Origin of the sequence: Actinomyces sp. zg296, assembly GCF_009829695.1 — a bacterium.
GTDB classification, from domain to species: Bacteria; Actinomycetota; Actinomycetes; order Actinomycetales; family Actinomycetaceae; genus Actinomyces; species Actinomyces marmotae.
The window spans coordinates 56516-81001 of the sequence record NZ_VWPG01000001.1 but is presented as its reverse complement, the minus strand read 5'-3'; the positions used below and the strand labels follow the sequence as shown (position 1 = coordinate 81001).

The window sequence follows — 24486 nt, the reverse complement described above, 5'->3', positions numbered from 1 at the left end:
TCGGATCGCGGCAGGATCATGGCAGGATCGGGGCATGGCAACCCAGGACACCCAGGACTCGGCGGCCCCGCAGGCCGAGGCCGCCGACCGCCCGAGCATCGCCTTCCGCTCCGCCTACGACCAGGGGTTCGCGCGCGTCGCCGCCGTCACCCTGCCCGTCGTCCCCGGCGACCCGGGTGAGAACGCCGCCGCCATCATCGACCGGGCCCGGGCGCTCGGGGAGGACGGCGTCTGCCTCGCCGCCTTCCCCGAGTTGTGCCTGACCGGTTACGCCATCGACGACCTCCTCCATGCCGACGTCCTCCTCGATGAGACGCTCGCCGCCATCGAGACCATCCGGGCCGCGAGCGAGGACTTCCTCCCCGCGATCGTCATCGGGGCCCCGATCCGCGTGGGCAACCGCCTGTTCAACTGCGCCGTCGTCATCGCCGGAGGGGCCGTGCGCGGCGTTGCCCCCAAGTCCTACCTGCCCACCTACCGCGAGTTCTACGAGGCCCGGCACTTCGCCGCCGGCGACGCCCCCGAGGCCGACCAGCGCCGCGCGCGCCTGCGGGGAGTGCGGGGGCCCGGGGGCCTGGGGGGCGTGGGAACCGCTGACGCGACCGTGCCCTTCGGCCCTCACCTGCTCTTCGACGTCGTCGACGTCCCCGGCCTCACTTTCCACGTGGAGGTCTGTGAGGACATGTGGGTGCCCGTCCCGCCGTCGTCCGTGGCCGCGCTCGCGGGCGCCACGGTGCTGCTCAACATCTCCTCCTCGCCGATCACCGTCGGCCGCGCCGAGGACCGCCACCTCCTGGCGCGCGCCTCCTCGGCCCGGGGCTTGGCCGCCTACGTCTACGCGGCCGCCGGGCAGGGTGAGTCGAGCACGGACCTGGCCTGGGACGGTCAGACCATGATCTACGAGAACGGCGAGTTGCTCGGCTCCTCCGAGCGCTTCCCGGACGGGCCGCGCGCCACCATCGCCGACGTCGATATCGAGGGGATGCGCGCCGAGCGCCTGCGCCAGGGGACCTTCGAGGACAACGCCCGCACCCTAGCGCGCGCCGCCGGTGGCGCGCACGCCCCGGGTCCCGCCTCCTTCGCCAACCCGCGGGCCTTCGAGCGCATCGAGATCCCCGCCGCTGACCTGCGCGCGCCTCGGACGGATATCGGGCTGCGGCGGCGCGTGGACCGCTTCCCCTTCGTGCCCGACGACCCGGCGCGCCTGGCGCAGGACTGCTACGAGGCCTACTCCATCCAGGTCGAGGCGCTCATCCAGCGCCTGCGCGCCATCGGCAACCCCAGGATCGTCATCGGCGTCTCGGGGGGGCTGGACTCCACCCAGGCACTCATCGTGGCCGCCCGCGCCATGGACCGCCTGGGCCGCCCCCGCTCCGACATCCTGGCCTACACGATGCCCGGCTTCGCCACGAGCGCCACCACCCGCCGCAACGCCGAGGACCTCGCCGTCGGGCTCGGCTGCTCCTTCTCCGAGCTCGACATCCGCCCCACCGCCACGCAGATGCTCACTGAGATGGGGCACCCCTACGGGCGCGGCGAGCGCGGCCCCGAGGTCTACGACGTCACCTTTGAGAACGTCCAGGCAGGACTGCGCACCGACTTCCTGTTCCGCATCGCCAACGCCCGTGGCGGGATCGTGCTGGGCACGGGGGACCTCTCCGAGCTGGCGCTGGGCTGGTGCACCTTCGGCGTGGGCGACCACATGGCCCACTACGGGGTGAACGCGGGGATCCCCAAGACCCTCATCCAGCACCTCATCCGCTGGGTGGTGGCCGAGCGGATCTTCGACGACGCCGTCGGGCGCACGCTGCTGTCCATCCTCGACACCGAGATCAGCCCCGAGCTGGTGCCCGGCAGTCAGGACGAGCCCATGCAGTCCACCCAATCGCGGATCGGCCCCTACGCCCTCCAGGACTTCACCCTGTGGCATGTGCTGCGCAGGGGCTCGCGCCCTAGCCGGATCGCCTTCCTGGCGGAGAAGGCGTGGTCCAACGCCTCCGAGGGCGATTGGCCGCAGGGCCTGCCCGAGGCGGATCGGGTCGCCTACGCGCTGCCGGAGATCCGGCGCTGGGAGCTGCTGTTCCTCAAGCGCTTCTTCGCCAACCAGTTCAAGCGCTCGACCCTGCCCAACGGCCCGAAAGTCGTTGCCGGGGGGTCGCTGTCCCCCCGCGGGGACTGGCGCATGCCCTCCGACGCGAGCGGTGCCGCCTGGATCGCCGAGCTCGAACGCAACGTCCCCCAGTCCTAGTCCTCCGCCCGCCGCTCTCGCCGAGACCGGCCCCTGCGACCGGTCTCGTCGCTGTTTTCGACCGGTCTCGTTGCTGTTTTCGACCGGTCTCGGCAAGGAGGGGGAGGGGAGGGCGGTCGGATCGACGCATATGTGACCAAGATCATGGTTAGCGTCCGAGTTAGCGATCGTCTCGTGTGAGCCATGCGATATCTACGGCGTGGCGGGCGTCTCATTGCTAACGCTTGGGGAGGCGCGTTGCTAACGCCCGTTATCTCCGGTATCACCGGGGCGCATCGAGCTCTATTGGCTTGTGAGAGCGCCTATCGTCCCTGTCGCCACATCGTTTGCCGGCGTCGGGCTCGCTCGCCGTCGGCCCGACTGGAAGGCGGTTATCCGTGGTATCCGTGATCATCGCTGCTCATGGGCGCATGGCGGAGGGGCTGCTCGGCTCCTCCACCATGATCGTCGGCCCGAGCCACGACGTCGTCGCCGTCACCTTCGAGCAATCGGAGGGGCCTGACGACCTCCTCGCCAAGTACGCGGCGGCCGTTGAGGCCTCGCCGTCCGAGCAGCACCTCATCCTGTGCGACCTCTTCGGCGGGAGCCCCTACAACGCCGCGGCGCGCTTCGCGGCGGCGCGCCCCGACGCCGACGTCGTCTCCGGCGCCAATCTGCCCATGCTCGTCGAGGTCCTCGCCCGCCGCATGGCCGGCGCGGACCTGCCCGAGCTCGTCGAGGTCGCCCGCACCGCCGGCCAGGCCGGCATCAAAATCCTCTCCGAGGAGTACACCCCCAACACCTTCACCACCTCTGACGACGAAGGAGACGAGCTCTGATGGACATCAAGCTCCTGCGTATCGATTCCCGCCTGGTTCACGGACAGGTCGCCAACAACTGGGCGGGCTCCCTGGGCGCCGAGGCCATCCTTGCGGTCTCGGACAGCGCCGCCAATGACGAGCTGCGGAAGTCCCTCCTCCTTCAAACCGGCGGCGGCAAGGTCAAGGTCCACGTCCTGGGTGTGGAGAAGGCGGCGCGGGTCTACAAGAACCCCAAGTACGCCGCTCTCAAGGCCATCATCGTCGTCGAGACGCCCGCGGACATCGTGAGGCTCCTCGACCTCGGGATCGAGGCCAGCGAGGTCAACGTGGGCGGCATGACCTTCAAGCAGGGGACCTCACAGGTGTCCCAGGCCGTCTACGCCTCCCCCGAGGACGTCGCCGCCTTCATCGAGATCGACTCCCGGGGCATCCCCCAGTACATCCAGCAGGTCCCCTCCACGGGTCGTTCCGACCTCATGCCCACCCTCAAGTCGAAGGGGCTGGCGTAGGGCCGGCCTCGCGCTGAGCCCACGCGAAAGGTTCTCCCATGCATGACATCTCCACAATCCAGATCATCCTGGTCACCATCGTCGCCTTCATCGCGGGGCTGGGGAGCGTCCTCGACGAGCGCCAGTTCCACCGCCCCCTCGTCGCCTGCACCCTGACCGGACTCGCCCTGGGCCAGCCCACCGTCGGCATCGTCGTCGGGGGCACCCTGGAGCTGATCGCGCTGGGCTGGCTGAACGTCGGCGCCGCCATGGCCCCCGACGCGGCCATGGCCTCGACCATCTCCACCGTCATCGCCGTCGCCTCCATGAACGGCGCCGGTGGCACGAAGGCGGCCATCGATGCCGCTATCGGCGTCGCCGTCCCACTGGCCGTCGCCGGTCAGGCCCTGACGATCTTCGTGCGAACCATCGCCGTGTTCTTCGCCCACCAAGCCGATCGATACGCCAAGCAGGCCAACTACCGGGGCATCGTGGCCATGCACTTCACCGCCCTGGGCCTCCAGGGCCTGCGCGTGGCCATCCCCACCGCGATCGTCGCGGCGCTTGCCTCCGGCGACGCCGTCAACAAGGCGCTGGACGCCATCCCCGAGGTCATCACCAAGGGACTGGGAATCGCCGGTGGATTCATCGTCGTCGTCGGATACGCGATGGTCATCAACATGATGAAGGCCCGCAAACTCATGCCCTTCTTCTTCCTGGGCTTCGTCTTCGCCACCTTCGCCACGACGATCGCCGGCAAGGGCTCCGTCGCCGCCCCCCAGGGTGCCGGGGACATGGCGAACTGGGTCCTCCAGGTCATGCCGACCGGAGTGACGCTCGTGGGCCTGGGCATCGTGGGCGCCTGCCTCGCCGTCATCTACACCCAGCTCAACCCCGAGTTCGCCAAGCCGGCCCCCGCGCCCCAGGCAGTCCCCGCGCCCGCCGGTGGCGGCGCCTACGCGGACGATGACCTCGACGACGAGCTCGACTGAGTGAATGGAGAACATGATCATGACTTCCACCACGACCGCTGAGCGCTCCCTGACCAACAGGGACTTGCGGTCCATGTACTGGCGCTCGACGACGCTCCTGGGCTCCTTCAACTTCGAGCGCATGCAGGCGATGGGCTTCTGCTTCACCCTCATGCCCGTGATCAAGAAGGTCTACAAGGGCGACAAGGCCGCGCAGGCCGCCGCTCTCGAGCGCCACCTGGAGTTCTACAACACCCACCCGTGGGTGTCCTCCGTCGTCTTCGGCATCACCGCCGCCATGGAGGAGCAGCGCGCTAAGGGCGAGCCCATCGGCGACGACACCATCACCAACGTCAAGATCGGCCTCATGGGGCCGCTCGCCGGAGTTGGCGACCCCATCTTCTGGGGAACCGCCCGGCCCGTTCTGGCGGCCCTGGGCGCCTCGCTGGCGCTCGATGGCTCCATCGTGGGTCCCCTGCTGTTCTTCCTGGGCATCAACGTCCTGCGCGTGGCTACGCGCTGGTACGGGCTCAAGCTCGGCTACGAGCGGGGCACCGCGATGGTCACCGAGGTCGGCGGCGGCCAGCTCAAGAAGATCACCCAGATGGCCGCCGTCATGGGCCTGTTCGTCATGGGCGCCCTGGTCTCGAAGTGGACGACGATCAACTTCCCGGCCGTGGTCGCGTCGGTCGAAAACCGGGACACCGGCATCGTCACCGACACGACGCTGCAGATGATCCTCGATCAGCTGCTGCCGGGAGTGGCCGCGCTGGGACTGACCTTCCTGTGCATGTGGCTGCTCAACAAGAAGGTCAACGCGCTGTGGATCATCCTGGGCATGTTCGTCGTCGGCATCCTCGGCGCCTGGACGGGCCTCCTTGGCTGAGCCGGTGGGCGGCCCCATGCCCTAGGCTGCGAGGGGCGCGTGGAGCGCCGCTCCCGCGCCCCTCGCGCGCGCAGGCGCCGTCGCCCGCGCCAGGCCCGATTCGCCCTGAGTCCGCCAGCCCAGCCAGAAGCCCAACGGAGGGCCCATGCGACGCCTCATCGTCACCGACCTCGACTCCACCATCATCTTCAATCGCGCCGTGGCCCGGGCCGACCGCGAGGCCATGGAGCGCTGGCGAGCTGCCGGCAACCTGCTCGCCATCGACACCGGCAAATCCATCTTCGCCGCGCGCGGCGTCCTGGAGCCCGAAGGGGTGCGCTTCGACTACGGCGTCGTCTTCACCGGCGCCGTCCTCATCGATGGCGAGTACCGGGTCCTCGCGGCCCGCCACCTCCCCGACGGAGTCGCCCGCGCCATCGTCGAGGACACCGCCGGCCTACCCGGCGTGACCACCTACGCCACCACGATCACGCAGGACTACATCCTGGCCGACAACAACGGCGACACTTCCCCCATCCTCCAGGTCTTCGAGCCCATGAGCGCCGCGCTGATGAGTGAGCATCGCTTCATCGGGGTGCCGCTGCGCGTCACCGACGACTTCCTGCGCGAGCGCATCGAGATCGAGGCCGTCGAGCGCTGGGGGGCGGGCATCGAGTGCCACCGCAACCTGGAGTTCCTCGACATCGTGCCGACCGGATCCTCCAAGGGGGGCGGGCTCGCCGAGCTCCTCGCCGGCCCCCTGGCGCCCATCCGGGCCTCCGAGGGCCTTGAGGTGTGGACGCTCGGGGACTCCTACAACGACGTCTCCATGCACGCCCTCGCGGACCACCCCATCACCCTGCCCTGGGCCCCGCCCGAGGTGAGCCGGGCCTGCGAGCGCGTGGTCGGTTCCATGGCCGAGCTCATCGACGACCTCCTCGGCCAGGTCCCACCGGTCCTCTGAGGTGAGATAGCCGTAATCACCTTGGTATTCTGACCGCATGACGCGCCGCCTCAACACCCTGCTCACCAGCACGGTCCCCCGGGCCGCTGCGGCGGCGCTCCTCGCCGTCGTCGGACTGGCCGGATGCGCTGAGTCCACGCCCGCCGCCGCCCCCAGCACCGCGGCCACGGCGGCACCCGCCGGCGCCGAGCAGCCCGGCGCGGGGCTACCCACCGAGCTGCGCACCGCCACCACGACCCCCGCCCCGCTCGCTGCCGTCACCGCTTCCGCGCAGTGCGCGGCGATGGACGGCGTCGTCGGGAGGGCCCTGGCCGAGACCCCCGAGGGGCAGCGCTACACGGCGCTCGCCGACTCGAAGGACCCCGTGGCCAAGCAGAAAGCCTGGGAGTCCTTCGCCGGAGTGCTCGCGTCGAGCCACCGGGGCCAGCTGGCCGACGCCGCCGGCTCCGACCCGACGGCCACCGCCGCCCTGACCTCCCTGGACGCCTACGTGAGCGTGGCCGGCAGGCTCTCGGGCGGCGAGATCTCCGAGTATGCGGACGCCGCCCAGGCCGAGGACGACATCAAGTCCGGGCGGACCCCGACGCCCAACCCCGAGTACCAGGCCGCCGCCGAATCCCGCGCGCAGGCGCAGATCGCCCTCACCGGCTGCCTATCGACCTGGCCGGTAGTCTTCTGACCCCGCCCCACGCTCCTCCCAGGCCCCGCCCTGAGACGAAACCCGCCCAACTCCACAGCCGGCGCGATGAAGCGCCCCTCCCCACGAGAGAAGAACCCATGCACTGGACACGGAGCGCCGCCCGCCGACTCGCGGCCGCGGGCCTCGCCGCCGCCCTCGCCCTTCCCCTCGCCGCGCAGGCGAGCGCGGTCGATGACCCGGGGGCGACGCCATCCCCGAGCGCCCCGGCGTCGACCACCGGTCCGGGCGCCGGGAACCGCCTGGGCCCCGCGCCCTCGGAGGGCCGGCCCGACGCGGGCGCAACGCCGTCGGCGATCGATCCTGGGGCGGCCGGGCCCGCGGCCGTGGCCCCTCGGCCGGAGGAGCCTCAGGCCGCCGCCGTGCCCGCCATCGCCCCGTCCTCCGTCAACCCCGCCGGCGCATGGGTCAAGGCCGACTGGCGCTGGTGGTGGAGGAACCCCGACGGCACCTTCCCCCGCTCCCAGTGCGCCCCCATCGACTACGCTATCTACTGCTTCGACGCCGAGGGCTACATGCGCACCGGCTGGTGGAAGGACGACGCCGGCTGGCACTACAACCGCGACTCCGGCACCCAGTACACCGGCTGGCTCAAGGATCGCGGGCACTGGTACTACCTCGACCCCTCCAGTGGTGTCATGAGCACGGGCAGCCTCACCGTGGACGGGGCGCGCTACTACCTCGCCGCCGACGGCGCCATGGCGCTCGGATGGATCAAGCACGCCGATGGCTGGCGCTACTACACCCCCTCTACCGGAGCCATGGCCACCGGGTGGCTCGGCCTGGACGAGTGGTATTACATGGACCCCTCCAGTGGCATCATGGCCACCGGCAGCCGGAGCATCGATGGCAAGACCTACTGGTTCTACGACTCCGGGGCCTGGTGGGCCTACTGGGCGCCGTCGTGGTTCCTCCAGCCCACCAAGACCATCACCCCGCTCAACGGCGCCAGCAATTACCTCACCATCGGGATGAACGGCGTCAAGGTGAGGATCGTGCAGCAGTCCCTGGGCCTGTGGAGCCCCTCGAAGCTCGCCTCGGTGGACGACGCCCTCATGTCCGCCGTCGCCAACTTCCAGAGCCGTGCCGGGCTGCCGGCCACCGGCGTCGTCGACAAGGCCACCTGGGACGCCCTGGGAACCGGCTACGACTGGTTCGCCATTGAGGACCACCACGCCACCCCCATCCGCCTAAGCGCCACCCGCTCCGAGCGCATCGAGGCGATGATCGGCTACGCGCAAGACCAGATCGGATCGAGCTACACCTGGGGCGGGGCCGGCCCCTACGGCCTCGGCTACGACTGCTCCGGCCTGGTCCTCCAGTCCCTCTACGCCGGCGGCCTCGACCCCCAGCCCATCAACACCCACCGGCACGCCTGGCCGGACTACCGCACCTCGCAGGAACTCTTCCGCCACCCCAGGATGCAGCACGTCCCGCTGTCCCAGCGCCAGCGCGGCGACCTCATCTTCTACGTCGACGGCTCGGGCACGATCACGCATGTGGCCATCTACCTCGGCGGCGACCAGGTGGTCCACACCGACTGGATGGGACGGCCCGCGCGCATCCAGCACATCACCGTCGGCTACGGCTGGAGCGGCATGGTCGGCGAGGTCGTGCGCCCCTTCCCGGAGAACTGATCCGGGGATCTGAGCGGCGAGCCCCGCCCTTCCGCTCGTTGGAGCGATGAGGCGCCCCCGCCCTGGAACGGGGCGGGGGCGCCTCTGGAGCGGGATCCGCCGGTGCCGGGGCGCGATCTTCAGAGGGCTCAGTTCTTGGGGGCGCTGTGGCGGTAGACGTTCGTTTCGCGCAGCTCGAAGCCGCAGCGCTGGTACAGCCGGTTGGCCGCCTCGCGGGACGGGCGCGAGGTGAGGTCGACGGTGCGCGCCCCCAGCTCCCGGGCGTGTGCGACCGCCGCCTCGACGAGTTGCCTGCCGGCGCCCTGGCCGCGCGCCTCAGCGTCGACGACGACGTCCTCCACCCAGGCCCGCAGGCCCGTGGGGATCGTGAAAGTCGCCAGCGTCAGCATGCCCAGGATCGGGGCGGGGGCGCCGTCGGCGGGGGAGTCCGGGCGGAAGACGAAGAGATAGACGCCGTCCTGCGCGAGGAGCGCCTCGCACTGCTCGGCGGTGAGGGCGGGGGCGCTGCGGGAGAGCTGGGGGATGAGGCGCTCCATCGCCTCGACGAGCTCGGGTCCGGCCTGGGTGACGATCTCGGTGGCCATCGTGGTGCCTCTCTGCGTGACTGCCGCGGGACGCGCGCCGTCTGAGGGTCGGCGCGTTTGCCCTGAGCCTAGCCGTGATGGGCCGGGGCGCGGGCGGTCCGGGAGCGCGGCGTCGGCATCGGGGGTAGTCTCGGGGAGCCCAGCGCGGCACCGTTGGGACGAGCACTCGGCCGGAGGAGGCCCCGCCATGACTGAGCACACCGAGTTGACCCGGACAGCGGGCCGGAGCGAGTCGGCCGGGGACGGCGCGCCGCCCGCCCCGGAGCGCGTCTTCGAGGCCGACGAGATCTTCTTCTCCACCACCGACGCGGCCGGTCGCATCCGCCGCGCCAACTCGATCTTCATGAGGCTGTCCGGCTACCCGCGCGGGGCGCTCGTGGGCCGGGCCCACAACGTGGTGCGCCACGCCGTCATGCCCGCCGGGCTCTTCCGCGGGGTGTGGGAGGACATCGAGGCCGGCCACGCCGCCAGCGCCTACATCACCAACCGATCCTCCGACGGCGGGCACTACCGGGTATTCGCCACCATCGTCCCCTCGGGAAGCGGCTACCTGTCCATCCGCACCCTCCCCCAGCTCACCGAGCAGCGCGACGCCTTCGAGCGGGCCTTCGAGCGGGTGCGGGAGGTCGAGGCGGCCTCAGCCGCCGGCGGCTCGACCCGGCGGGAGGTCGCCGCCGCCGGGCAGGCGGCGCTGAGCCGCGAGCTGGAGGCGCTGGGGTACGAGTCGACGGTCGACTTCACCCGGCAGGCCGTGGCCTCCGAGGTGGCCGCGCTCGTGGCCGCCGGGGTCGGCATCCCGAGCGCGGAGGGGGCTGAGGGGCCGGTGGCCCGCGTGCTGGCGGAGATGCAGGCGATCGAGGAGGCCACCAGTGGGCACCTCGCCCTCCTCGACGAGCTTGCCCGCCTCGTGCGCCTCCTGGAGCGCCGCGCCACCGACATCCAGGCGCTCTCGACGAGGCTGGCCGAGCTGCGCGCCGCCCTGCGTGCCACGCGCGACGAGGTCGCGCGCCTCGACGCGTTGCGGCCCGATGCGGGCGGGGATGCCAGCGCCATCGGTGCGGGCGCTGGTGCCGCGGGCTTCGAGGAGCGCTACCGGAGGGTCGACGCCCTCGTCCTGGAATGCGCCGAGGAACTGCGGCCCCTGGCCGGGCAGGTCTCCGAGCTGCGCGGCGATGCCTACTCCGTGCGCTTCGCCATCGCCCTCATGCGCCTGCACAACCTCGCCTCGGGGTTCTTCGCGGCCCAGATCCTCGCCGGGGATGACGACGTGGCTGAGAACGACGCCGTCGGCTCCCTCGAGGAGTTGACGAGCGCCCTGAGCGAGGGCATCACGCGGCTCACCGATCACCGGGCCCTGCTGGAGGCCCGGCGAGAGCTCGTCGGTGGGGAGCTCGACGCCGTCGCCGAGGAACTCACGGCCACGCGAGGCCCACTTACCGAACTCCTGGCCGAGGCCGCCGCGGCGAGCGTCGGGGAGAGCGAGGTTGTGCGGAGGGCCGCCTCGCTCTGCGAGGACGGCTTCCCCGAGGCGCGCGACCTGGCGGATCTGGCCGGTGCCATCCGTGATCTGGAGATCCCCATGCTGGCCGCCGAGATCCAGGAGCGCATCACCGCCGTGCGGCGCGCCCTGGCTGAGTTGCGCTGAGTTGCGTCGGGTTGCCCCGAGCCGTGCTGAGCCGTGCGGAGCGTTCCGCGCTGAGCCGTGCGGCGCGTTCCGCGCTGACAGGAGCCGAAATCACCGACCGGTGCGGGTAGGACGCACCGCTCGGCGCGGATGGCACCGCTGGGTGGAGGCGGCACCGCTCGGTTCGGCCGCGCTGGGCCCTGGCCCTTCTTGAGCAGCACTGGTGAGGAGTGCCGCCAGGGTCACGCGCGCAACGGCCATGGCGCGGGCATCTGTTCCAGACCGGCTCTGACCAGGCGCTCGATCATCGCCGCGCCGTCGTGATACCAGGCGTCGGCCCAGCGCCACCGCCGCACCTTGACGCCGTACAGGTCCTCGAGGTCGTTCTGCCGGTCCTTCTCATCGAGCAGCACCGCCCGCGGGTCCTTCCCGAAGGATGCGGCGTCGTATTTGATCCTGCCGTCGTACTCGCCGACCAGGTTGATCTGGGCCCAGAAGAAGTCGACGCGGATCACCCGGCCACCGACGTCCAGCACGTACTGCAGGACCGGCCGCGGCAAGCGCCCCTGCCATTGACGCACCCGCGACACGGACTCGCCCGGCGACTCGGAGCGCTTATCGGCCAGGCCGAGGGCGGTCCGCGCGGTCCGCACTCCCCGGCTGCCGGCCGGCAGCCGCTCCAGCGCCTCTTGGATCTCCTCCCAGACGCACAGCTCCTCATGGAGGGCGGCATCCATCGCGCACACGCCCGGGATGAGACCGCCCCAGCGAGCGATGTCGATGACGGTGTCCGCGACCGACGACAGGAGGAGGCCCTGGTTCTCCGAGATGCCCGTCAGCCCCTCCCTATGGCGGCGGTGAAGCAGCGTGGTCGCGCTCCGCTGGCCGGACACGCGCAGCGCTTCCACTCGGCCCAGGCGCATCCCGACGATCGGCAGGCCGTAGGCGACCGCGGCCGAGGCCCCGATCAGGATCGTGCCCTGCTCGATGCGCCGCACCGCCTCGATGAGAACCTCGTGGCGCTCTCGCGGCGCCATCGTCCCCCAGGAGGCCGCCTCCGTGTAGATCCCCGAGGCGATCCGTATCAGGCCATCGATCCGCTCGGGGTGCCGGGGACCGTTGTCCAGTGTCGCCGTCTCCTTGGCGATCACGATGACCGGCGCTGGTGGGGAAGTGAGCCGGGCGGGTCCCGGTTGGGCTGCGTTCATGGAGTCGAGCGTGCGGCGTCTTCCGCGGCTCTTGGGTATCCCTTCCCCAGAAGCGGGCCTTGAGTGTGCGCGGCGCTCCCTGTGGTTCCCGATCCGCCGTGACCGTTGCCGCGCATTGGTGGGAGGTCTCTATGAGATCGGGCGGATGCCGGTGGGACGGCGTGGATCGCGATGCCGACTGGCGCGTTTCGCACTGACAGGAGCCGAAATCACCGACCGGTGCGGGCAGGACGCACCTCTCGGTGTGGGCCGCACCTCTCGGTGTGGATGGCACCTCTGGGTGTGGGTGGCGGTGCTGGGCGCGGGTGCGCGGGTGGCACCTCTCAGCGCGGATGGGCCGCCTTAGCGCGCGAGCTCGACGAGCACCTCGGCGTGCGAGGTGTGCGGGAACATGTCGAATAGGCGCGCGCGGCGGGCGCGCAGCGACGGCATCCTTTCCAGATCGACGGCCAGCGTCGCCGGATTGCATGAGGAGTACAGCACCCGCTCCACCCCCGAGGCCTCGATCCGCCCCGCTAGCTCCTCCCCGATCCCGCGCCTCGGCGGGTTGACGACGAGAAGATCCGGAAGGCCGCCGAGTTCACGCGCTGCCGAGGGATCGAGCACGCGGGCATCGCCAGCCTCGAACCGGACCCGATCAGCGGGCAGTCCCGCCAGCGCCGCCGAGGCCCGTGCCCCGTCGATCGCCGACGACGAGATCTCCACCCCGAGCACGCTTGGCCCGGGATCCCCTCCCTGACTCGCAGCCCCCGCGAGCGCCAGCGCGAAACCGCCCACTCCGCAGAACAGGTCCCATATTCGCCGCGCCGGCGCCGCGCCATCGGGGGAGTCTCCCGCCCAGTCGCGGGCCGTCGCGTACAACGCCTCAGCAACGGCGGTATTCGTCTGGAAGAAGGAGCGCGTCGGCAGATAGAGCGCCAGCTCGCGCGGAGCGGATGCCGTCGCCCCTCCCGGGGCCGTCCGTGCCCCGTCTGGCAGTGACAGGCGCATGAGAAGGCTGTCCTCCTCGGTGAGCACGATCTCCTCATCCCCCTCCAGGATGGCCTGGTGGATGGGCTGGATATTCGCGCTGGCCACGGCGAGCGTTGGCAGGAGGCCCCGCAGGCGCGCCAGTCCGTCGCGCAGCCTCCCCACCAGGCGTCGGCTGCGCAGGACGAAGCGGACCATGAGGTCGCCGTCAGGGGAGGCGGTGACGAGGAGGTGCTTGAGCTCGCCGCGCCGGCTCAGGATGGAGTAGGGCTCCAGGCCCGCCCAACTGATGAAGCCCGCGAGCACCGGCAGGGCCTCCTCGATCGCCGGCGCATGGAGAGGGCAGGAGCGCAGGTCGACGGCGCCGCCCCAGCGATCCGCCAGGCCCAGGATCGGCGCGTCCACCGTCCCGCTGACCGCCATCTTCGCCTTGTTGCGGAAGCGCGAGGGCTCGCTCATGGCCGGGGCGGCCCAGGCGGTGTTGGGCACGCGCGCGCCCAGTCGCTGGGCGACGTCGCCCTGCTTGGTCGCCAGTTGATCGGGAAGTTCCATGCCCATCCGCGGGCAGGAGCGGCAGTCGCCCGAGTCGTGCAGCGCGCATGAGGCTCCCGACGGCGTCGCCGGCGCGGGCGGCGCGTCCGGGCCGAGGGCGCCGACGATACGGTCGACATGACGGTCGATGGGCACGCCCGAGGATATCCCGGTCGTCCGGGTCAGGGCTGGCGTCAGCGCCGGGGTCAATGCCGGCCCCGCCGCCCCGCCCGCCTATCCCGCCTCGCCCGCGCGCGGCACACTGCTCCCATGAGCCCATCCGACGCCACCCCCAGCTCCCCGCCCGCCACCTCTGCCCCCACCTCTGCCCCCCTCGTGCTCCCGCGCACCGGGATCGGCACTGACGTCCACGCCTTCGCCGCCGCCGACTCCGGCACGCCCTTGCGCCTGGCCTGCCTGGACTGGCCCGGTGAGATCGGGCTGGCGGGGCACTCCGATGGCGACGTCGTCGCCCACGCCTGCTGCGACGCCCTCTTCTCCGCCGCCGCCCTGGGCGATCTCGGCTCCAATTTCGGCACCGCCGAGCCGCAGTGGAAGGGCGCGGCGGGCAGCGCGCTCCTGGCCGAGGCGGCGCGGCGGGTGCGGGCCGCCGGCTTCGAGATCGGCAATATCGCCGTCCAACTTGTCGGCGAGCGCCCCCGAATCGCCCCCCGCATGGCCGAGGCCACCGCCGCGCTCAGCCGGGCCGCTGCCGCGCCCGTCCACTTCTCCGCCACCACCACCGACCACCTCGGTTTTCTTGGCCGGGCTGAGGGGCTGCTCGCCATCGCCACCGCCCTCGTCTACCCTGTCGACCCGTCCGCGCGCCCCTGACCCAGGTCCCCGCCCCGGGCCGCCCCGGCCCTCGACGCGCCCACCGGATAGGCTGCCCCCGTGAGCACCGAGACCACCGACGCCCCAGCACTGGCCCTGCGCCTGTACGACTCCGCCGCGCGTGACGTCGTTCCCCTGGCCCCCACCGTCACCCCCGGGGTGGTCGGCATCTACCTGTGCGGCGCCACCGTCCAGGGCTCCCCGCATATCGGCCACATGCGCTCCGGCATCGCCTTCGACGTGCTGCGCCGCTGGCTGGAGCGCTGCGGGCAGAAGGTCGTCCTCATCCGCAACGTCACCGACATCGACGACAAGATCCTGGCCAAGTCCGCCGCCGCCGAGCCACCGGTTCAGTGGTGGGCCTGGGCGCAGCGCTTCGAGCGCGAGTTCGACGCCGCCTACCGCGCCCTGGGCATCGCGCCGCCCACCTACGAGCCGCGCGCCACCGGCCACATCCCCGAGATGATCGACCTCATCTCCCGCCTCATCGACGCCGGTCACGCCTATGTCGGCTCGCCCGGCAACGTCTACTTCGATGTCGCCTCCCTGCCCGACTACGGCTCGTTGACCAACCAGCGCCCTGAGGACCTGGCCACCACAGAGGATGAGGCCCAGATCGACGCCGACGTCGAGGCGGACAAGCGCTCCCCGCGCGACTTCGCCCTGTGGAAGGCCGCCAAGCCCGGCGAGCCCGACGACGCCGCCTGGGACACCCCCTGGGGGCGCGGCCGCCCCGGCTGGCACCTGGAGTGCTCCGCCATGAGCCGGCGCTACCTCGGCGACGAGTTCGACATCCACGGTGGCGGCATCGACCTGAGGTTCCCCCACCATGAGAATGAGCAGGCCCAGTCCCACGGCGCCGGCTGGGGCTTCGCCCGCCACTGGGTCCACAACGCCTGGGTGACCGTCAAGGGCGAGAAGATGAGCAAGTCCCTGGGCAACTCGCTGGTCGTGGCCGAGTTGCTCAAGGCCTACCCCGCCCCCGTGCTGCGCCTGGCGCTGGGCGCCGTCCACCACCGCTCCACGGTCGAGTTCTCCGAGGAGACCCTCGCCGACGCCGCCGCCCTGTGGGAGCGACTGGCCGGCGCGATCACCCGCGCGCTCGAGCTCGTCCTCGGCGAGGCGGCCGGCCCGGCCGGCTCCGTGGACGCCCCCGCCCTTGAGTTGCGCTCGCGGCCCCTGCCCGGCGAGTTCACCGCGGCCATGGATGAGGACCTCAACCTCGCCGGGGCCATGGCCTGCGTCCACGCCGCCCTCAAGGCCCTCAACGCCGCGCTCGCCGCCCCCACCCCCGAGCCGACGGCAGTCGCCGCCGCGGCCCTCGACCTGCGCGCCATGCTCGACGTCCTCGGCCTCGACCCCCTCTCCGAGCCCTGGCGGGCGGGCACGCTCGGCAGTGCCGGGGCAGACGGCTCCGACGCCGCCATGGGCGCCCTCGACCACCTCGTGACCGCGCTCCTCGACGAGCGCTCCGCCGCGCGCGCCGCCAAGGACTGGGCCCGCGCCGACGCCCTGCGCGATCAGCTCGCGGCGGCCGGCGTCGTCGTCGAGGACTCCGCGGGCGGCGCCCGCTGGCACCTCGCGTGACCACCGCCTGAACCATCCCGGCCCGGGCGCGGATCACCGCCCGCGCCGCAACCCCACGAAACGTAAGACAGGAGGGCACGCGATGCCCGGCAACGAGCAGTACCCCGGCCCCCGGCGCCGCCCCGGATCCAAGAAGGGCCCCACAAAGGGCTCGGGCGGAAATCGCCGACAGGGCCTGGAGGGCAAGGGCCCCACGCCCAAGGCCGAGAACCGCGTCGGCCACCCCAAGGCGCTCGCCAAGGCCCGCGCCGAGGCCCGCGCCTCCGGGGCCAATCAGCGGGTCAACCAGATGGAGCGCCTCAAGAGGGGCTTCCGCGTGCCCGAGGGATTCGAGATCGTCTGCGGTCGCAACGCCGTGGCCGAGGCCGCCCGCGCGGGCGTGCCCATCAGCCGGGTCTTCATGGCCGTCTCGGCCTCCTCCGATGACCGGCTCGGCGCCGTCGTGCGTCGCGCGGCGCTGCTGGGCGCCCCCGTCCTGGAGACCACCCGCCTCGACCTCGACGCCCTCACCGACCGCGCCGCCCACCAGGGGGTGGCCATTGAGGTCCCCGCCTACGAGTACACCACCGCCGCTGACCTCCTCGACCGCGCCCGCTCGCTCGGTCGCACGCCCCTGCTCGTCGCCCTCGACCAGGTCACCGACCCCCACAACCTGGGGGCAGTCCTGCGCTCGGCCGGGGCTTTCGGGGCCGACGGCGTGATCATCCCCGAGCGCCGCAGCGCCGGGGTCACCGCCACCGCCTGGAAGGTGTCCGCCGGCGCGGCCGCCCGCGTGCGCGTGGCCCGCGAGACCAACCTGGTGCGGGCCCTGCGGGAACTGAAGAAGGAGGGGTGCTTCGTCGTCGGGCTCGACGGCGGGGGCGACACCCCGGTGGGGGGGCTCTCCCTGGCCGATGCCCCCCTCGTCGTCGTCACTGGCGCCGAGGGCTCGGGGCTATCCAGACTCGTGCGCGAGACCTGCGACGTCATCGCCTCCATCCCGATCTCCACGAGCGTGGAGTCCCTCAACGCCGCCGTGGCCACGGGTATCACCCTGTACGAGGTGGACCGCCTGCGCCGCGCGGCGGCCGAGGGCTGAGTGGGCGGCTCGGGGCTCACCATCCCTGGCTGATCGCGGCCGGGCGCCGCGACCGGGCGCCGCGACCGGGCGTCGCGACCGGGCTCAGGCGCGGCGCCCCTGGCGCGGGCCCTGGAGCCGCCCTCATTCACACGCGGGCCGTATTACTGCCACAATGGGCCGCAGCCAACCTCGAGGAGACCGCCATGGCACAGGACGCATCGCAGCGCTGGAACCGCACGGAGGGCGTCGTCATCGCCCCCGGCACAGCGCCCCAGGAAGTGGCCGAGCGCCTGGACTCCGAGCGCGTCGTCGCGCGCCTCGAGTGGTACCCGAGCACCCCCCACCTGCTGTCCATCACCCTGCTCGCCGACGCCGAGGCGCGGGTCGCCGTCACCCCGCCCAGTCGCGGCGGCGTCGTTCCCGGCATGGGGGTCAGCGAGCTGGCCGAGTCCCTCGCGCGCGCCTTCGGCGCCTCGGTGACGATCGGCCCCGCCTCCTTCAACGCGCTCCCCGCTGACACAGAGCTGCCCGGGCTCGCCCGCCATGGCACGCCGACGGCCCGCACCGTCATCGTCTCCCCGATCAGTGCTTATATGGTGCCCCTGCAGGCCACGCTCCTCGAGCGGCCGCTGGCGGTGGCCACTGTCCCGGAGATCGATCGGCGCATCGTCCTGCACTCCGGTGAGGGCCTGTCGCTCGGGATGTTCGGCTGGGACGAGGAGTCCCTGCCCGCGCTCGTCCTGACGGTAGACGAGGGCGACATGACCGTTCGCGCCGTGACCACCGGTGAGTCCGAGGATGACGCCGTCTTTTCTTGGGGCATGACCTCCCAGTACGTGTGGGGCGGGGTCGCCGAGCCCGGGCCCGCGCTGAGCGCCGTGGTGGACGGCCTCCTCACCGACGTCACGGACGCGTCGGCGATCACCGCCGCCGTCCCGGGAGCCGATGCAGAGGCCGTTGCCAAGGCCCTGGCCACCCCGGGCGCCGCGGGTCTGACCGCGATGATCAAGGCCCTGGGCCTGCCGGGCTGGGTGGACAGCGTGCTCTCCGGGGCGCTGGCGCCCGTGGAGGTACCGGGCGTCGTCGTCCATGAGCCCCGCGGCCTGGCCAATGCCGTGACCCGCTCCGTCGGTCTCATGGTGAGCGATCCGGGAACACCCGGCCAGGCGATCCGGCAGGCCTACGTGGAGACCGTCACGGAGAAGCCGTGGACGGTGCGAGCCGCGCTCGTGCTGGAGGGCGGGATCGGCGGGGCGCTGCTCGGGGCGGCGCTGCGCCGGCGCGGTGGGATCAACAAGGGGGTGGCGGCGGTGGGCGCGATGGTGCTCGTCGACGCGGTCCTCCAGGCCTCGCTGGCCTCCGTCGTGCGTCATCGCGAGCTGCGCCGTCGCGCGGACGAGGAGACGCGCCTCGTCGAGACCGAGCTCGTCTCCGACTAATCCGCCGAGACCGGTCGAAAATAGGAGCGAGACCGGTCGAAAACGGCGTCGAGACCGGTCGATATCAGGCACGAGACCGGTCCGCGGTGCGCAGGGTGGCGGCGCCCTTGGCGCACCGGAGCGGCCTGTGGATAACTGACCGGTCTCGCTCCTATTTTCGACCGGTCTCGCATATAGGGGGAGGTGATTACTCGCCCTTGAACTTCATGCCGGCGGTGAAGCCGAAGGGGTTGGCGCTGTAGGCCTCGGCCGTCTCCTCGTCGCGGGCCGCGAACTCGGCGTCGTCCTCGATGAGCGGCTCGTCGTCATCGGTGAAGATCGCCTCCATCTCCTGGCTGTCCCCGAGCGACAGGTAGGACTCCTCGTCCCAGTGCTGGGGAAGCACATTGGCGATGTAGTCCTGAGCGGCCTCATCGATGGATATATCCCGTCGCTGCGCCTCGGACATGTACCAGCGGTGCTCCAGCACCTCGTGGAAGATCTCCGCGCTCTGGAGTTTGCGGCGCAACTCGATCGGCACGGACTGGATGGTTGGCTCGAAGACCTCGGCGAGCCAGGCATGCGCCACTTGCTCGAGCGGCCGATCCCGCATCCCGCGGGTGACCCGGTAGGCCTCCAGATCGTTGAGCATGCGGCGCCCCTGGCGCTCCTGGACATCCAGTCCCGTCAGGCGCAGCAGGCGGCGGTGGTAGTAGCCGGCGTCGACCACCTTGGGCTGGATGACGAGGTGCTCCCCGGTCTCGTCCGTGCGCATGGTCAGCTCCCCGACGTCGAATCCCTGCTCGTTGAGCCGCTCGATGCGGAGGCGCACCCGCCAGCGCTCGCTCATGGAGAAGGACTCCTCACCGGTGAGGATCTCCCACAGATCGTGGTAGCGCTCCACGATCCGGTCCCCGACCTCGATCGTGTCGACGCTCGGCTCCAGGAGGGCTCCGGCCTGCAGGTCCATGAGCTCACCGATGATGTTGGTTCGGGCGACGTCGATGTCGTACAGGCGCTTGCCTTCCGTCAGGCCGCCCTCGGGGTAGAGTTCTCCCGTCTCGGCGTCCACGAGGTAGGCGGCGAAAGCTCCCGCGTCCCGTCGGAACAGCGTGTTCGACAGGGAGACGTCCCCCCAGTAGAAGCCCAGCAGATGGAGGCGCACGAGCAGCACGGCGAGGGCGTCGATGAGGCGCGTGGCCGTGTCGGGGCTCATGTATTGGCTGAACAGGGCTCGGTAGGGCAGGGAGTAGGACAGGTGCTCCGTGACGAGGGCCGAGTTCAGGCGCTCGCCGTCGGCGCTCATGCGGCCGGTGATGACTGCCGTCGGGGTGACGCAGGGGGCGCCCAGCCGCACGAGGTCGCGCAGCAGTTGGTACTCGCGGTGCGCCACCGCCTCGCCGATCTCCTTGACCGCGATGACGCGCTCGGAGAGGTTGACGAAGCGCACGACGTGCCGGGACAGGCCGCGCGGCAGGGCGGCGAGAACATCCTGGGGCCATTCCTCCAGGGGGAGCTCCCAGGGCAGGTCGAGGAGGGCCGGATCGATCGTCGCGGCCGAGATCTGCATGGACATGAGCATGCGACGATTCTTGCAGGAATCCCGTGCTGTCGGGCCGACCAAATGCCTGAGGGCATGACGCTGCCCGGGTGGTGAGCCGAGAGGCGGGCAGTTGGTCGAGGCGGGTGGGCGAGGCGGGCGGTGGGTGGCCGGTTGTGGTGGGTGGCCGGTTGTGGTGGGCGGTGCGGGGCCGATGGCAGCTGCCGTGGTGGTTGAGGGCGGCGTTGTCGGTGATGACCCGCACCGGGCTCGACGCCGTAGGCCTTGAGGAGGCCCCTGGCTGCCGGGGCGTCCCCGCCCGTCCCGGAGTTCACGCCCCGGCGCCCCGCGATAACAAGCGTTTTCGCCCTGACCGGTGCTTCTCGCACCCACTGGTGCGGAAATCACCGACTGGTGCGGGTAGGACGCTCCACTGGGTGCGGATGGCACCTGTGGGTGTGGATGGCGCCTGTGGGTGTGGGTTGGGGCGCTCCACTGGGTGTGGATGGCGCCTGTGGGTGTGGGTGGCTCCTGTGGGTGTGGGTTGGGGCGTGCCACTGGGTGTGGGTGGCTCCTGTGGGTGTGGGTTGGGGCGCGCCACTGGGTGTGGATGGCACCTGTGGGTGTGGATGGCGCCTGTGGGTGTGGGTTGGGGCGCTCCACTGGGTGTGGATGGCGCCCGTCGGTGCGGATGGCGCCACCCGACGGCGCACGACCGACAGCCGCGCCAGCGCTCTCCGCTGCGCCACGGCGGAGCCCCGCCCCCGCCGTGGCGGGAACGGGGCTCCGACGATGACCTGAGAGGGTCGTGGGGCTTGTGATCAAGCGGGCAGGCGCTCACCGGTGGCCGCGGAGAAGATGTGCTCCTGGCCGGGCTTGATGCGCACGTTGACCGTCTCGCCAGCGCCCGGAGCGGTGCGCGGGGGAACGCGGACGATGATCTGGCTGGAGTCCTCGCCGCTGCCGAGCTTGTCCTCCGAGCCCTCGGCGCCCACGAGCTCGCCGTAGATGTAGGCGTCGCTTCCGAGCTCCTCGACGAAGGACACGCGCACCGGGATCGAGTGCTCATCGGAGGCGGAGACCACCTCGAGGGACTCGGGGCGGAACCCGATGGTGATCTTGCCGCCGTCCTCTGGCTTGATGGCGTCGAGGGTGGCGCGGCTCAACTGGATCTTGGCGGAGCCGATGGAGGCGACATCGCCGTTGACGGTGAAGTGCCCCAGGTTCATCGCGGGGGAGCCGATGAAGCCGGCCACGAACTCATTGGCGGGCTTGTCGTACATCTCACGAGGGGTGCCGACCTGCTGGAGGAGGCCGTCCTTGAGGACGGCGATGCGGTCTCCCATGGTGAGGGCTTCGGTCTGGTCGTGGGTGACGTAGACCGTGGTGACGCCCAGCGAGCGCTGGAGGGAGGCGATCTGCGTGCGGGTCTGGACGCGGAGCTTGGCGTCCAGGTTGGACAGGGGCTCATCCATGAGGAAGACCTTGGGCTTGCGCACGATGGCGCGGCCCATGGCCACGCGCTGGCGCTGGCCGCCGGACAGGGCCTTGGGCTTGCGGTCGAGGTACTCGGTCAGGCCCAGGATCTTGGCGGCCTCGCGGACGCGCTTGTCGATCTCCTCCTTGGGGGTGCCGGCGATCTTCAGGGCGAAGCCCATGTTGTCATGCACGCTCATGTGCGGGTACAGGGCGTAGTTCTGGAAGACCATGGCGATGTCGCGGTCCTTGGGCTGGACATCGGTGACGTCCCGGTCGCCGATGAGGATGCGGCCGGAGTTGACGTCCTCCAGGCCGGCGAGCATGCGCAGCGACGTCGACTTCCCGCAGCCGGACGGGCCGACGAGGACGAGGAACTCGCCGTCGGCGATCTCGAGGTTGAGCTGGTCCACCGAGGGGCGGTCATTGCCCGGGTAGATGCGGGTGGCGTGATCAAAGGTCACGGTAGCCATGGAGTTATTCCCTTCACCGGCAGGTACGTGCCGGACGATCCGTGGTGGAGAGGTGCCGGGATGTGAGCGTTGACGGAGGATGACGGAGATCGGTCGAGCCGGGCAGCGCGTGGCGTCCTTGGCACGGTGCCGGGGCGGAAGCCCTCGACGGGAGACATAGTGTCATGGCGCACTCCCGAGCGCGACACCTGTCAGAATGAGACCTGGACAAACACCTGTGAACTACATCACATACTATGGTCGGTCCTGCTTGGCCGGTACCCTGGCCGCATGACGCAGCCGCCTGTCTCTCTTCCTCCGTCGATCAGCGGACTGCGGGCGGGCGCCACCGTCGGCGGCTATCGGCTCCTGCGGCGCCTTGGCGCCGGGGGCATGGGTGCGGTCTGGGAGGTGACCGATGAGGCCGGCGACCGCGTCGCCATGAAGATCCTCCATCCTCAGATCGCCGCCGACCCCATGGCGAGGCGCCGCCTCGATCGGGAGGCCCAGGTCCTGGCCAGGGTGCGGGACGCCCGCGTCGCCCGTATCCTCGACATCGAGACCGGCGACTCCGAGTCCGCTCACGGCATGACCTTCGTCATCACCGAGCTCGTCGAGGGCCCCACCCTCCAGCGCGAGGTCGACCGCGAGGGGGCCTACGACCTCGTCACCGACGCCCGTGACCTGTCCGATCTCGCCCATGGCCTGGTCGACGCCCTGCGTGCCGTGCATGACGCCGGAGTCATCCACAGGGACCTCAAGCCCTCCAATGTCATGCTCGGCGCCCAGGGCCCGGTCCTCATCGACTTCGGCATCGCCCAGGTTGCCGACGACGTCCGCCTCACCCAGACCGGCCAGGTCACCGGGACTCCCGGGTTCATCCCGCCCGAGATGCTCGACGGCGATGAGCCCTCCCCGGGGGTCGACTGGTACGCCTGCGCGGGTGTTCTCCTCTTCGCGGTCACCGGGCGCGCGCCTTTCGGCTCCGGCCCCTGGCAGGTGGTCTTCCGCCGTGTCTACGCCGGCACGCCCGAGCTCGGCGATCTTCCCGAGGAGTGCCCGGCCCTGGCGCGGGCCTTCCGCGCCGCCCTGGAGCCCAAGGTGGCGGACCGCCTCTCGATCGACGGGCTTCTCTCCGTCCTCGATGAGATCGCCGACAGCGGGGACGGCTCCCGGGCGCTCGCCGCGGTTCTTCCCGGGGCCGGTGGCGCCGCGCCGCTGCCATCCTCGGGAGCGTCGGACGGCGCCTACGGGGTGCCGCCGGCGAGCGGGCCGAGCCTGACGTCGGTCCAGCGGCCGGGGGGCAGCCCCACGATGACCCCTGCGGCCTCCGGCTACGGCGCCGCCCCGGGAGCCTATGGGAGGGTCCCCGCGCCGAGCCCCTTCGAGGGTGCCGCCCCCGATGCGCGGGCCGGCGGAACGGCGCTGCCCGTCTCCTACGCCCCGGGCTCCGGCGGGGCGGGACCCGGCGGGGCGTCTCCCATGAGCCGGCCCGCCTCGCCGCCCGCGCTGCCGACTCCTCCCTCCGGCGGGCCGGTCTCTCCGGCCGGAGGGTCGACCCCCGGCTGGGCCCCCGCCCAGGCCGCCCAGCCGATGCCGCCCGCGATCTCCCCCCAGGCCCAGGGGTCAGGGGCCCCGGGGACCCCCGGCCCGGCCGCGTCGGGCTGGGCGACCGGTCCCACCGACACCGGGCCGACGGGTGTGGGGACTGCCTCCGCCGGGGCGCTCGACCCCGCGAGCCACGAGGCCCGCCCCGCCTCGGTCGGGACCTCCGGAGTCGCGGATGCCCCGGCCGCGGCGCTGCCCGACTGGGCCCGCGAGCCCCAGCGCCGTCGCACGATGATCCTGTGCGTTGGCTTCCTCCTCGTCATGCTCGGCATGTGGGCGCCTGTCTGGGTGGCATTGGCCGCGTCCATTCTCGTGGTCATCGCCGGCGCCGTGGGCCGCGGGGATGACGACCGGCGCTGGCGCAGGCTTCACAAGGGGAGCGCGACGGCGGCCGACACCGCTCGCATGTGGGCCACGAGCCCGCTCTACCTGCTTCGCTCCGCCGGGGCGGCGCTGCCCGCGATCCTCCTGGCCGGCGTCGTCGCTGGCGGTCTCTACTTCTTGCTGCGGGATCCGATGGGCGCGGAGGTCGGCGTGGATCCGTCGTTCCTCGAGGATATGCGCCTGCGCCATCGCCGAGCCCTGCTCATGGCGGGCTGCGAGCTCGTTTTCCTGCTCATCGTGTGGTTTGTCCCCTGGGGCGCCTCCACTCGGCGCGGCGGCGCCAAGATCGTGTCCGCCTTCATGCCCGGTCGGCCGATCCGCGCGCTGTGGGCCGTCGTGCTCGTGTCTCTCGGCGTCGGGTGCCTCGTGCTGGAGGTGCTCATGCGCCTTCCGCCGGCGACCCTTAGCCCCCTCCAGTGAGGGCGGCGTCGTCGGTGATCGCCGCAGGACGCGGCGTGGGACTGGGGCGGGCCTCGCCGCTGGGGCCGCTTCCCCGGCGCCCCGTGACGGTCGCGGTTCGCGCCGCCCCTTCCAGAATAGT

The 24486-nt window shown here is 71.6% G+C and carries 19 protein-coding genes; 14 read left to right on the top strand and 5 right to left on the bottom strand.

What is annotated here, in order from left to right:
* Window positions 1-34: 34 nt before the first annotated feature.
* The 8 genes from GVV76_RS00315 to GVV76_RS00280 all read left to right on the top strand — a co-directional run bounded on the left by GVV76_RS00315 (window position 35) and on the right by GVV76_RS00280 (window position 8670).
* Window positions 35-2248, top strand: coding sequence for an NAD(+) synthase (locus GVV76_RS00315; protein ID WP_159624084.1), 2214 nt, complete (start codon window positions 35-37; stop codon window positions 2246-2248).
* 377 nt (window positions 2249-2625) lie between these two features.
* Window positions 2626-3066 carry a PTS sugar transporter subunit IIA gene (locus GVV76_RS00310; RefSeq protein WP_159624082.1) on the top strand — a complete coding sequence of 147 codons (441 nt, stop codon included), beginning with the start codon at window positions 2626-2628 and terminating at the stop codon, window positions 3064-3066.
* Window positions 3066-3557, top strand: a complete 492-nt coding sequence (locus GVV76_RS00305; protein WP_159624079.1) for a PTS system mannose/fructose/N-acetylgalactosamine-transporter subunit IIB — start codon at window positions 3066-3068, stop codon at window positions 3555-3557. The genes GVV76_RS00310 and GVV76_RS00305 overlap by 1 nt, the downstream gene beginning before the upstream one ends.
* A gap of 38 nt (window positions 3558-3595) precedes the next feature.
* Window positions 3596-4528, top strand: a complete 933-nt coding sequence (locus GVV76_RS00300) for a PTS mannose/fructose/sorbose transporter subunit IIC (RefSeq protein ID WP_159624077.1) — start codon at window positions 3596-3598, stop codon at window positions 4526-4528.
* Between the two features lie 19 nt (window positions 4529-4547).
* A complete protein-coding gene (locus tag GVV76_RS00295; RefSeq protein ID WP_159522497.1) occupies window positions 4548-5393 on the top strand; it encodes a PTS system mannose/fructose/sorbose family transporter subunit IID in 846 nt (281 codons plus the stop codon).
* A 145-nt stretch (window positions 5394-5538) separates the two neighbouring features.
* The gene (locus GVV76_RS00290) at window positions 5539-6336 is read left to right on the top strand and encodes an HAD family hydrolase (RefSeq protein WP_159624075.1); all 798 of its coding nucleotides are present in this window, start codon (window positions 5539-5541) and stop codon (window positions 6334-6336) included.
* A gap of 37 nt (window positions 6337-6373) precedes the next feature.
* The gene (locus GVV76_RS00285) at window positions 6374-7015 is read left to right on the top strand and encodes a hypothetical protein (RefSeq protein ID WP_159624073.1); all 642 of its coding nucleotides are present in this window, start codon (window positions 6374-6376) and stop codon (window positions 7013-7015) included.
* A gap of 98 nt (window positions 7016-7113) precedes the next feature.
* Complete coding sequence (locus GVV76_RS00280; RefSeq protein WP_159624071.1) at window positions 7114-8670, top strand: NlpC/P60 family protein; 1557 nt, start codon at window positions 7114-7116, stop codon at window positions 8668-8670.
* A gap of 128 nt (window positions 8671-8798) precedes the next feature.
* Here the strand turns inward: GVV76_RS00280 and GVV76_RS00275 are convergent, their stop codons facing one another.
* Window positions 8799-9254 (bottom strand): GNAT family N-acetyltransferase, encoded by a 456-nt coding sequence (locus GVV76_RS00275; protein WP_159624069.1) that lies wholly within the window; start codon window positions 9252-9254, stop codon window positions 8799-8801.
* A gap of 187 nt (window positions 9255-9441) precedes the next feature.
* Here GVV76_RS00275 and GVV76_RS00270 point away from each other — a divergent pair, with 187 nt between their 5' ends.
* Complete coding sequence (locus GVV76_RS00270) at window positions 9442-10899, top strand: chemotaxis protein (protein ID WP_159624067.1); 1458 nt, start codon at window positions 9442-9444, stop codon at window positions 10897-10899.
* Between the two features lie 221 nt (window positions 10900-11120).
* Here GVV76_RS00270 and GVV76_RS00265 read toward each other — a convergent pair whose 3' ends face one another.
* Complete coding sequence (locus GVV76_RS00265; protein ID WP_159624065.1) at window positions 11121-12086, bottom strand: hypothetical protein; 966 nt, start codon at window positions 12084-12086, stop codon at window positions 11121-11123.
* 342 nt (window positions 12087-12428) lie between these two features.
* Window positions 12429-13613 (bottom strand): methyltransferase domain-containing protein, encoded by a 1185-nt coding sequence (locus tag GVV76_RS00260; protein ID WP_159624105.1) that lies wholly within the window; start codon window positions 13611-13613, stop codon window positions 12429-12431.
* Between the two features lie 243 nt (window positions 13614-13856).
* Here GVV76_RS00260 and ispF point away from each other — a divergent pair, with 243 nt between their 5' ends.
* The 4 genes from ispF (at window position 13857) to GVV76_RS00240 (ending at window position 18506) form a co-directional block, all read left to right on the top strand.
* Complete coding sequence (gene ispF / locus GVV76_RS00255) at window positions 13857-14420, top strand: 2-C-methyl-D-erythritol 2,4-cyclodiphosphate synthase (protein ID WP_159624063.1); 564 nt, start codon at window positions 13857-13859, stop codon at window positions 14418-14420.
* A 60-nt stretch (window positions 14421-14480) separates the two neighbouring features.
* A complete protein-coding gene (gene cysS, locus GVV76_RS00250; protein WP_159624061.1) occupies window positions 14481-16007 on the top strand; it encodes a cysteine--tRNA ligase in 1527 nt (508 codons plus the stop codon).
* Between the two features lie 82 nt (window positions 16008-16089).
* The gene (gene rlmB, locus GVV76_RS00245; RefSeq protein ID WP_159624058.1) at window positions 16090-17085 is read left to right on the top strand and encodes a 23S rRNA (guanosine(2251)-2'-O)-methyltransferase RlmB; all 996 of its coding nucleotides are present in this window, start codon (window positions 16090-16092) and stop codon (window positions 17083-17085) included.
* Between the two features lie 185 nt (window positions 17086-17270).
* Window positions 17271-18506, top strand: coding sequence for a hypothetical protein (locus tag GVV76_RS00240; RefSeq protein ID WP_159522514.1), 1236 nt, complete (start codon window positions 17271-17273; stop codon window positions 18504-18506).
* A 187-nt stretch (window positions 18507-18693) separates the two neighbouring features.
* Here the strand turns inward: GVV76_RS00240 and GVV76_RS00235 are convergent, their stop codons facing one another.
* Window positions 18694-20067, bottom strand: coding sequence for a DUF4032 domain-containing protein (locus GVV76_RS00235; RefSeq protein ID WP_159522515.1), 1374 nt, complete (start codon window positions 20065-20067; stop codon window positions 18694-18696).
* 779 nt (window positions 20068-20846) lie between these two features.
* On the bottom strand, window positions 20847-21974 hold the full coding sequence (locus GVV76_RS00230) for an ABC transporter ATP-binding protein (RefSeq protein WP_159522516.1): 1128 nt from the start codon (window positions 21972-21974) through the stop codon (window positions 20847-20849).
* Window positions 21975-22244: 270 nt separating this feature from the next.
* On the opposite strand from GVV76_RS00230, the gene GVV76_RS00225 reads away from it, so the two are divergent.
* Window positions 22245-24365: a protein kinase domain-containing protein gene (locus GVV76_RS00225; RefSeq protein WP_159624056.1), complete on the top strand. Its 2121-nt coding sequence runs from the start codon at window positions 22245-22247 to the stop codon at window positions 24363-24365.
* The last annotated feature ends 121 nt before the right edge of the window (window positions 24366-24486 follow it).

Bases quoted from the DNA above. Each gene is read 5' to 3' on its own strand.
- GVV76_RS00315 (WP_159624084.1), top strand. From the start codon at position 35: ATGGCAACCCAGGACACCCAGGACTCGGCGGCCCCGCAGGCCGAGGCC.
- GVV76_RS00305 (WP_159624079.1), top strand. From the start codon at position 3,066: ATGGACATCAAGCTCCTGCGTATCGATTCCCGCCTGGTTCACGGACAG.
- GVV76_RS00300 (WP_159624077.1), top strand. From the start codon at position 3,596: ATGCATGACATCTCCACAATCCAGATCATCCTGGTCACCATCGTCGCC.
- GVV76_RS00295 (WP_159522497.1), top strand. From the start codon at position 4,548: ATGACTTCCACCACGACCGCTGAGCGCTCCCTGACCAACAGGGACTTG.
- GVV76_RS00290 (WP_159624075.1), top strand. From the start codon at position 5,539: ATGCGACGCCTCATCGTCACCGACCTCGACTCCACCATCATCTTCAAT.
- GVV76_RS00285 (WP_159624073.1), top strand. From the start codon at position 6,374: ATGACGCGCCGCCTCAACACCCTGCTCACCAGCACGGTCCCCCGGGCC.
- GVV76_RS00280 (WP_159624071.1), top strand. From the start codon at position 7,114: ATGCACTGGACACGGAGCGCCGCCCGCCGACTCGCGGCCGCGGGCCTC.
- GVV76_RS00275 (WP_159624069.1), bottom strand. From the start codon at position 9,254: ATGGCCACCGAGATCGTCACCCAGGCCGGACCCGAGCTCGTCGAGGCG.
- GVV76_RS00270 (WP_159624067.1), top strand. From the start codon at position 9,442: ATGACTGAGCACACCGAGTTGACCCGGACAGCGGGCCGGAGCGAGTCG.
- GVV76_RS00265 (WP_159624065.1), bottom strand. From the start codon at position 12,086: ATGAACGCAGCCCAACCGGGACCCGCCCGGCTCACTTCCCCACCAGCG.
- GVV76_RS00260 (WP_159624105.1), bottom strand. From the start codon at position 13,613: ATGGGCATGGAACTTCCCGATCAACTGGCGACCAAGCAGGGCGACGTC.
- ispF (WP_159624063.1), top strand. From the start codon at position 13,857: ATGAGCCCATCCGACGCCACCCCCAGCTCCCCGCCCGCCACCTCTGCC.
- rlmB (WP_159624058.1), top strand. From the start codon at position 16,090: ATGCCCGGCAACGAGCAGTACCCCGGCCCCCGGCGCCGCCCCGGATCC.
- GVV76_RS00240 (WP_159522514.1), top strand. From the start codon at position 17,271: ATGGCACAGGACGCATCGCAGCGCTGGAACCGCACGGAGGGCGTCGTC.
- GVV76_RS00235 (WP_159522515.1), bottom strand. From the start codon at position 20,067: ATGCTCATGTCCATGCAGATCTCGGCCGCGACGATCGATCCGGCCCTC.
- GVV76_RS00230 (WP_159522516.1), bottom strand. From the start codon at position 21,974: ATGGCTACCGTGACCTTTGATCACGCCACCCGCATCTACCCGGGCAAT.
- GVV76_RS00225 (WP_159624056.1), top strand. From the start codon at position 22,245: ATGACGCAGCCGCCTGTCTCTCTTCCTCCGTCGATCAGCGGACTGCGG.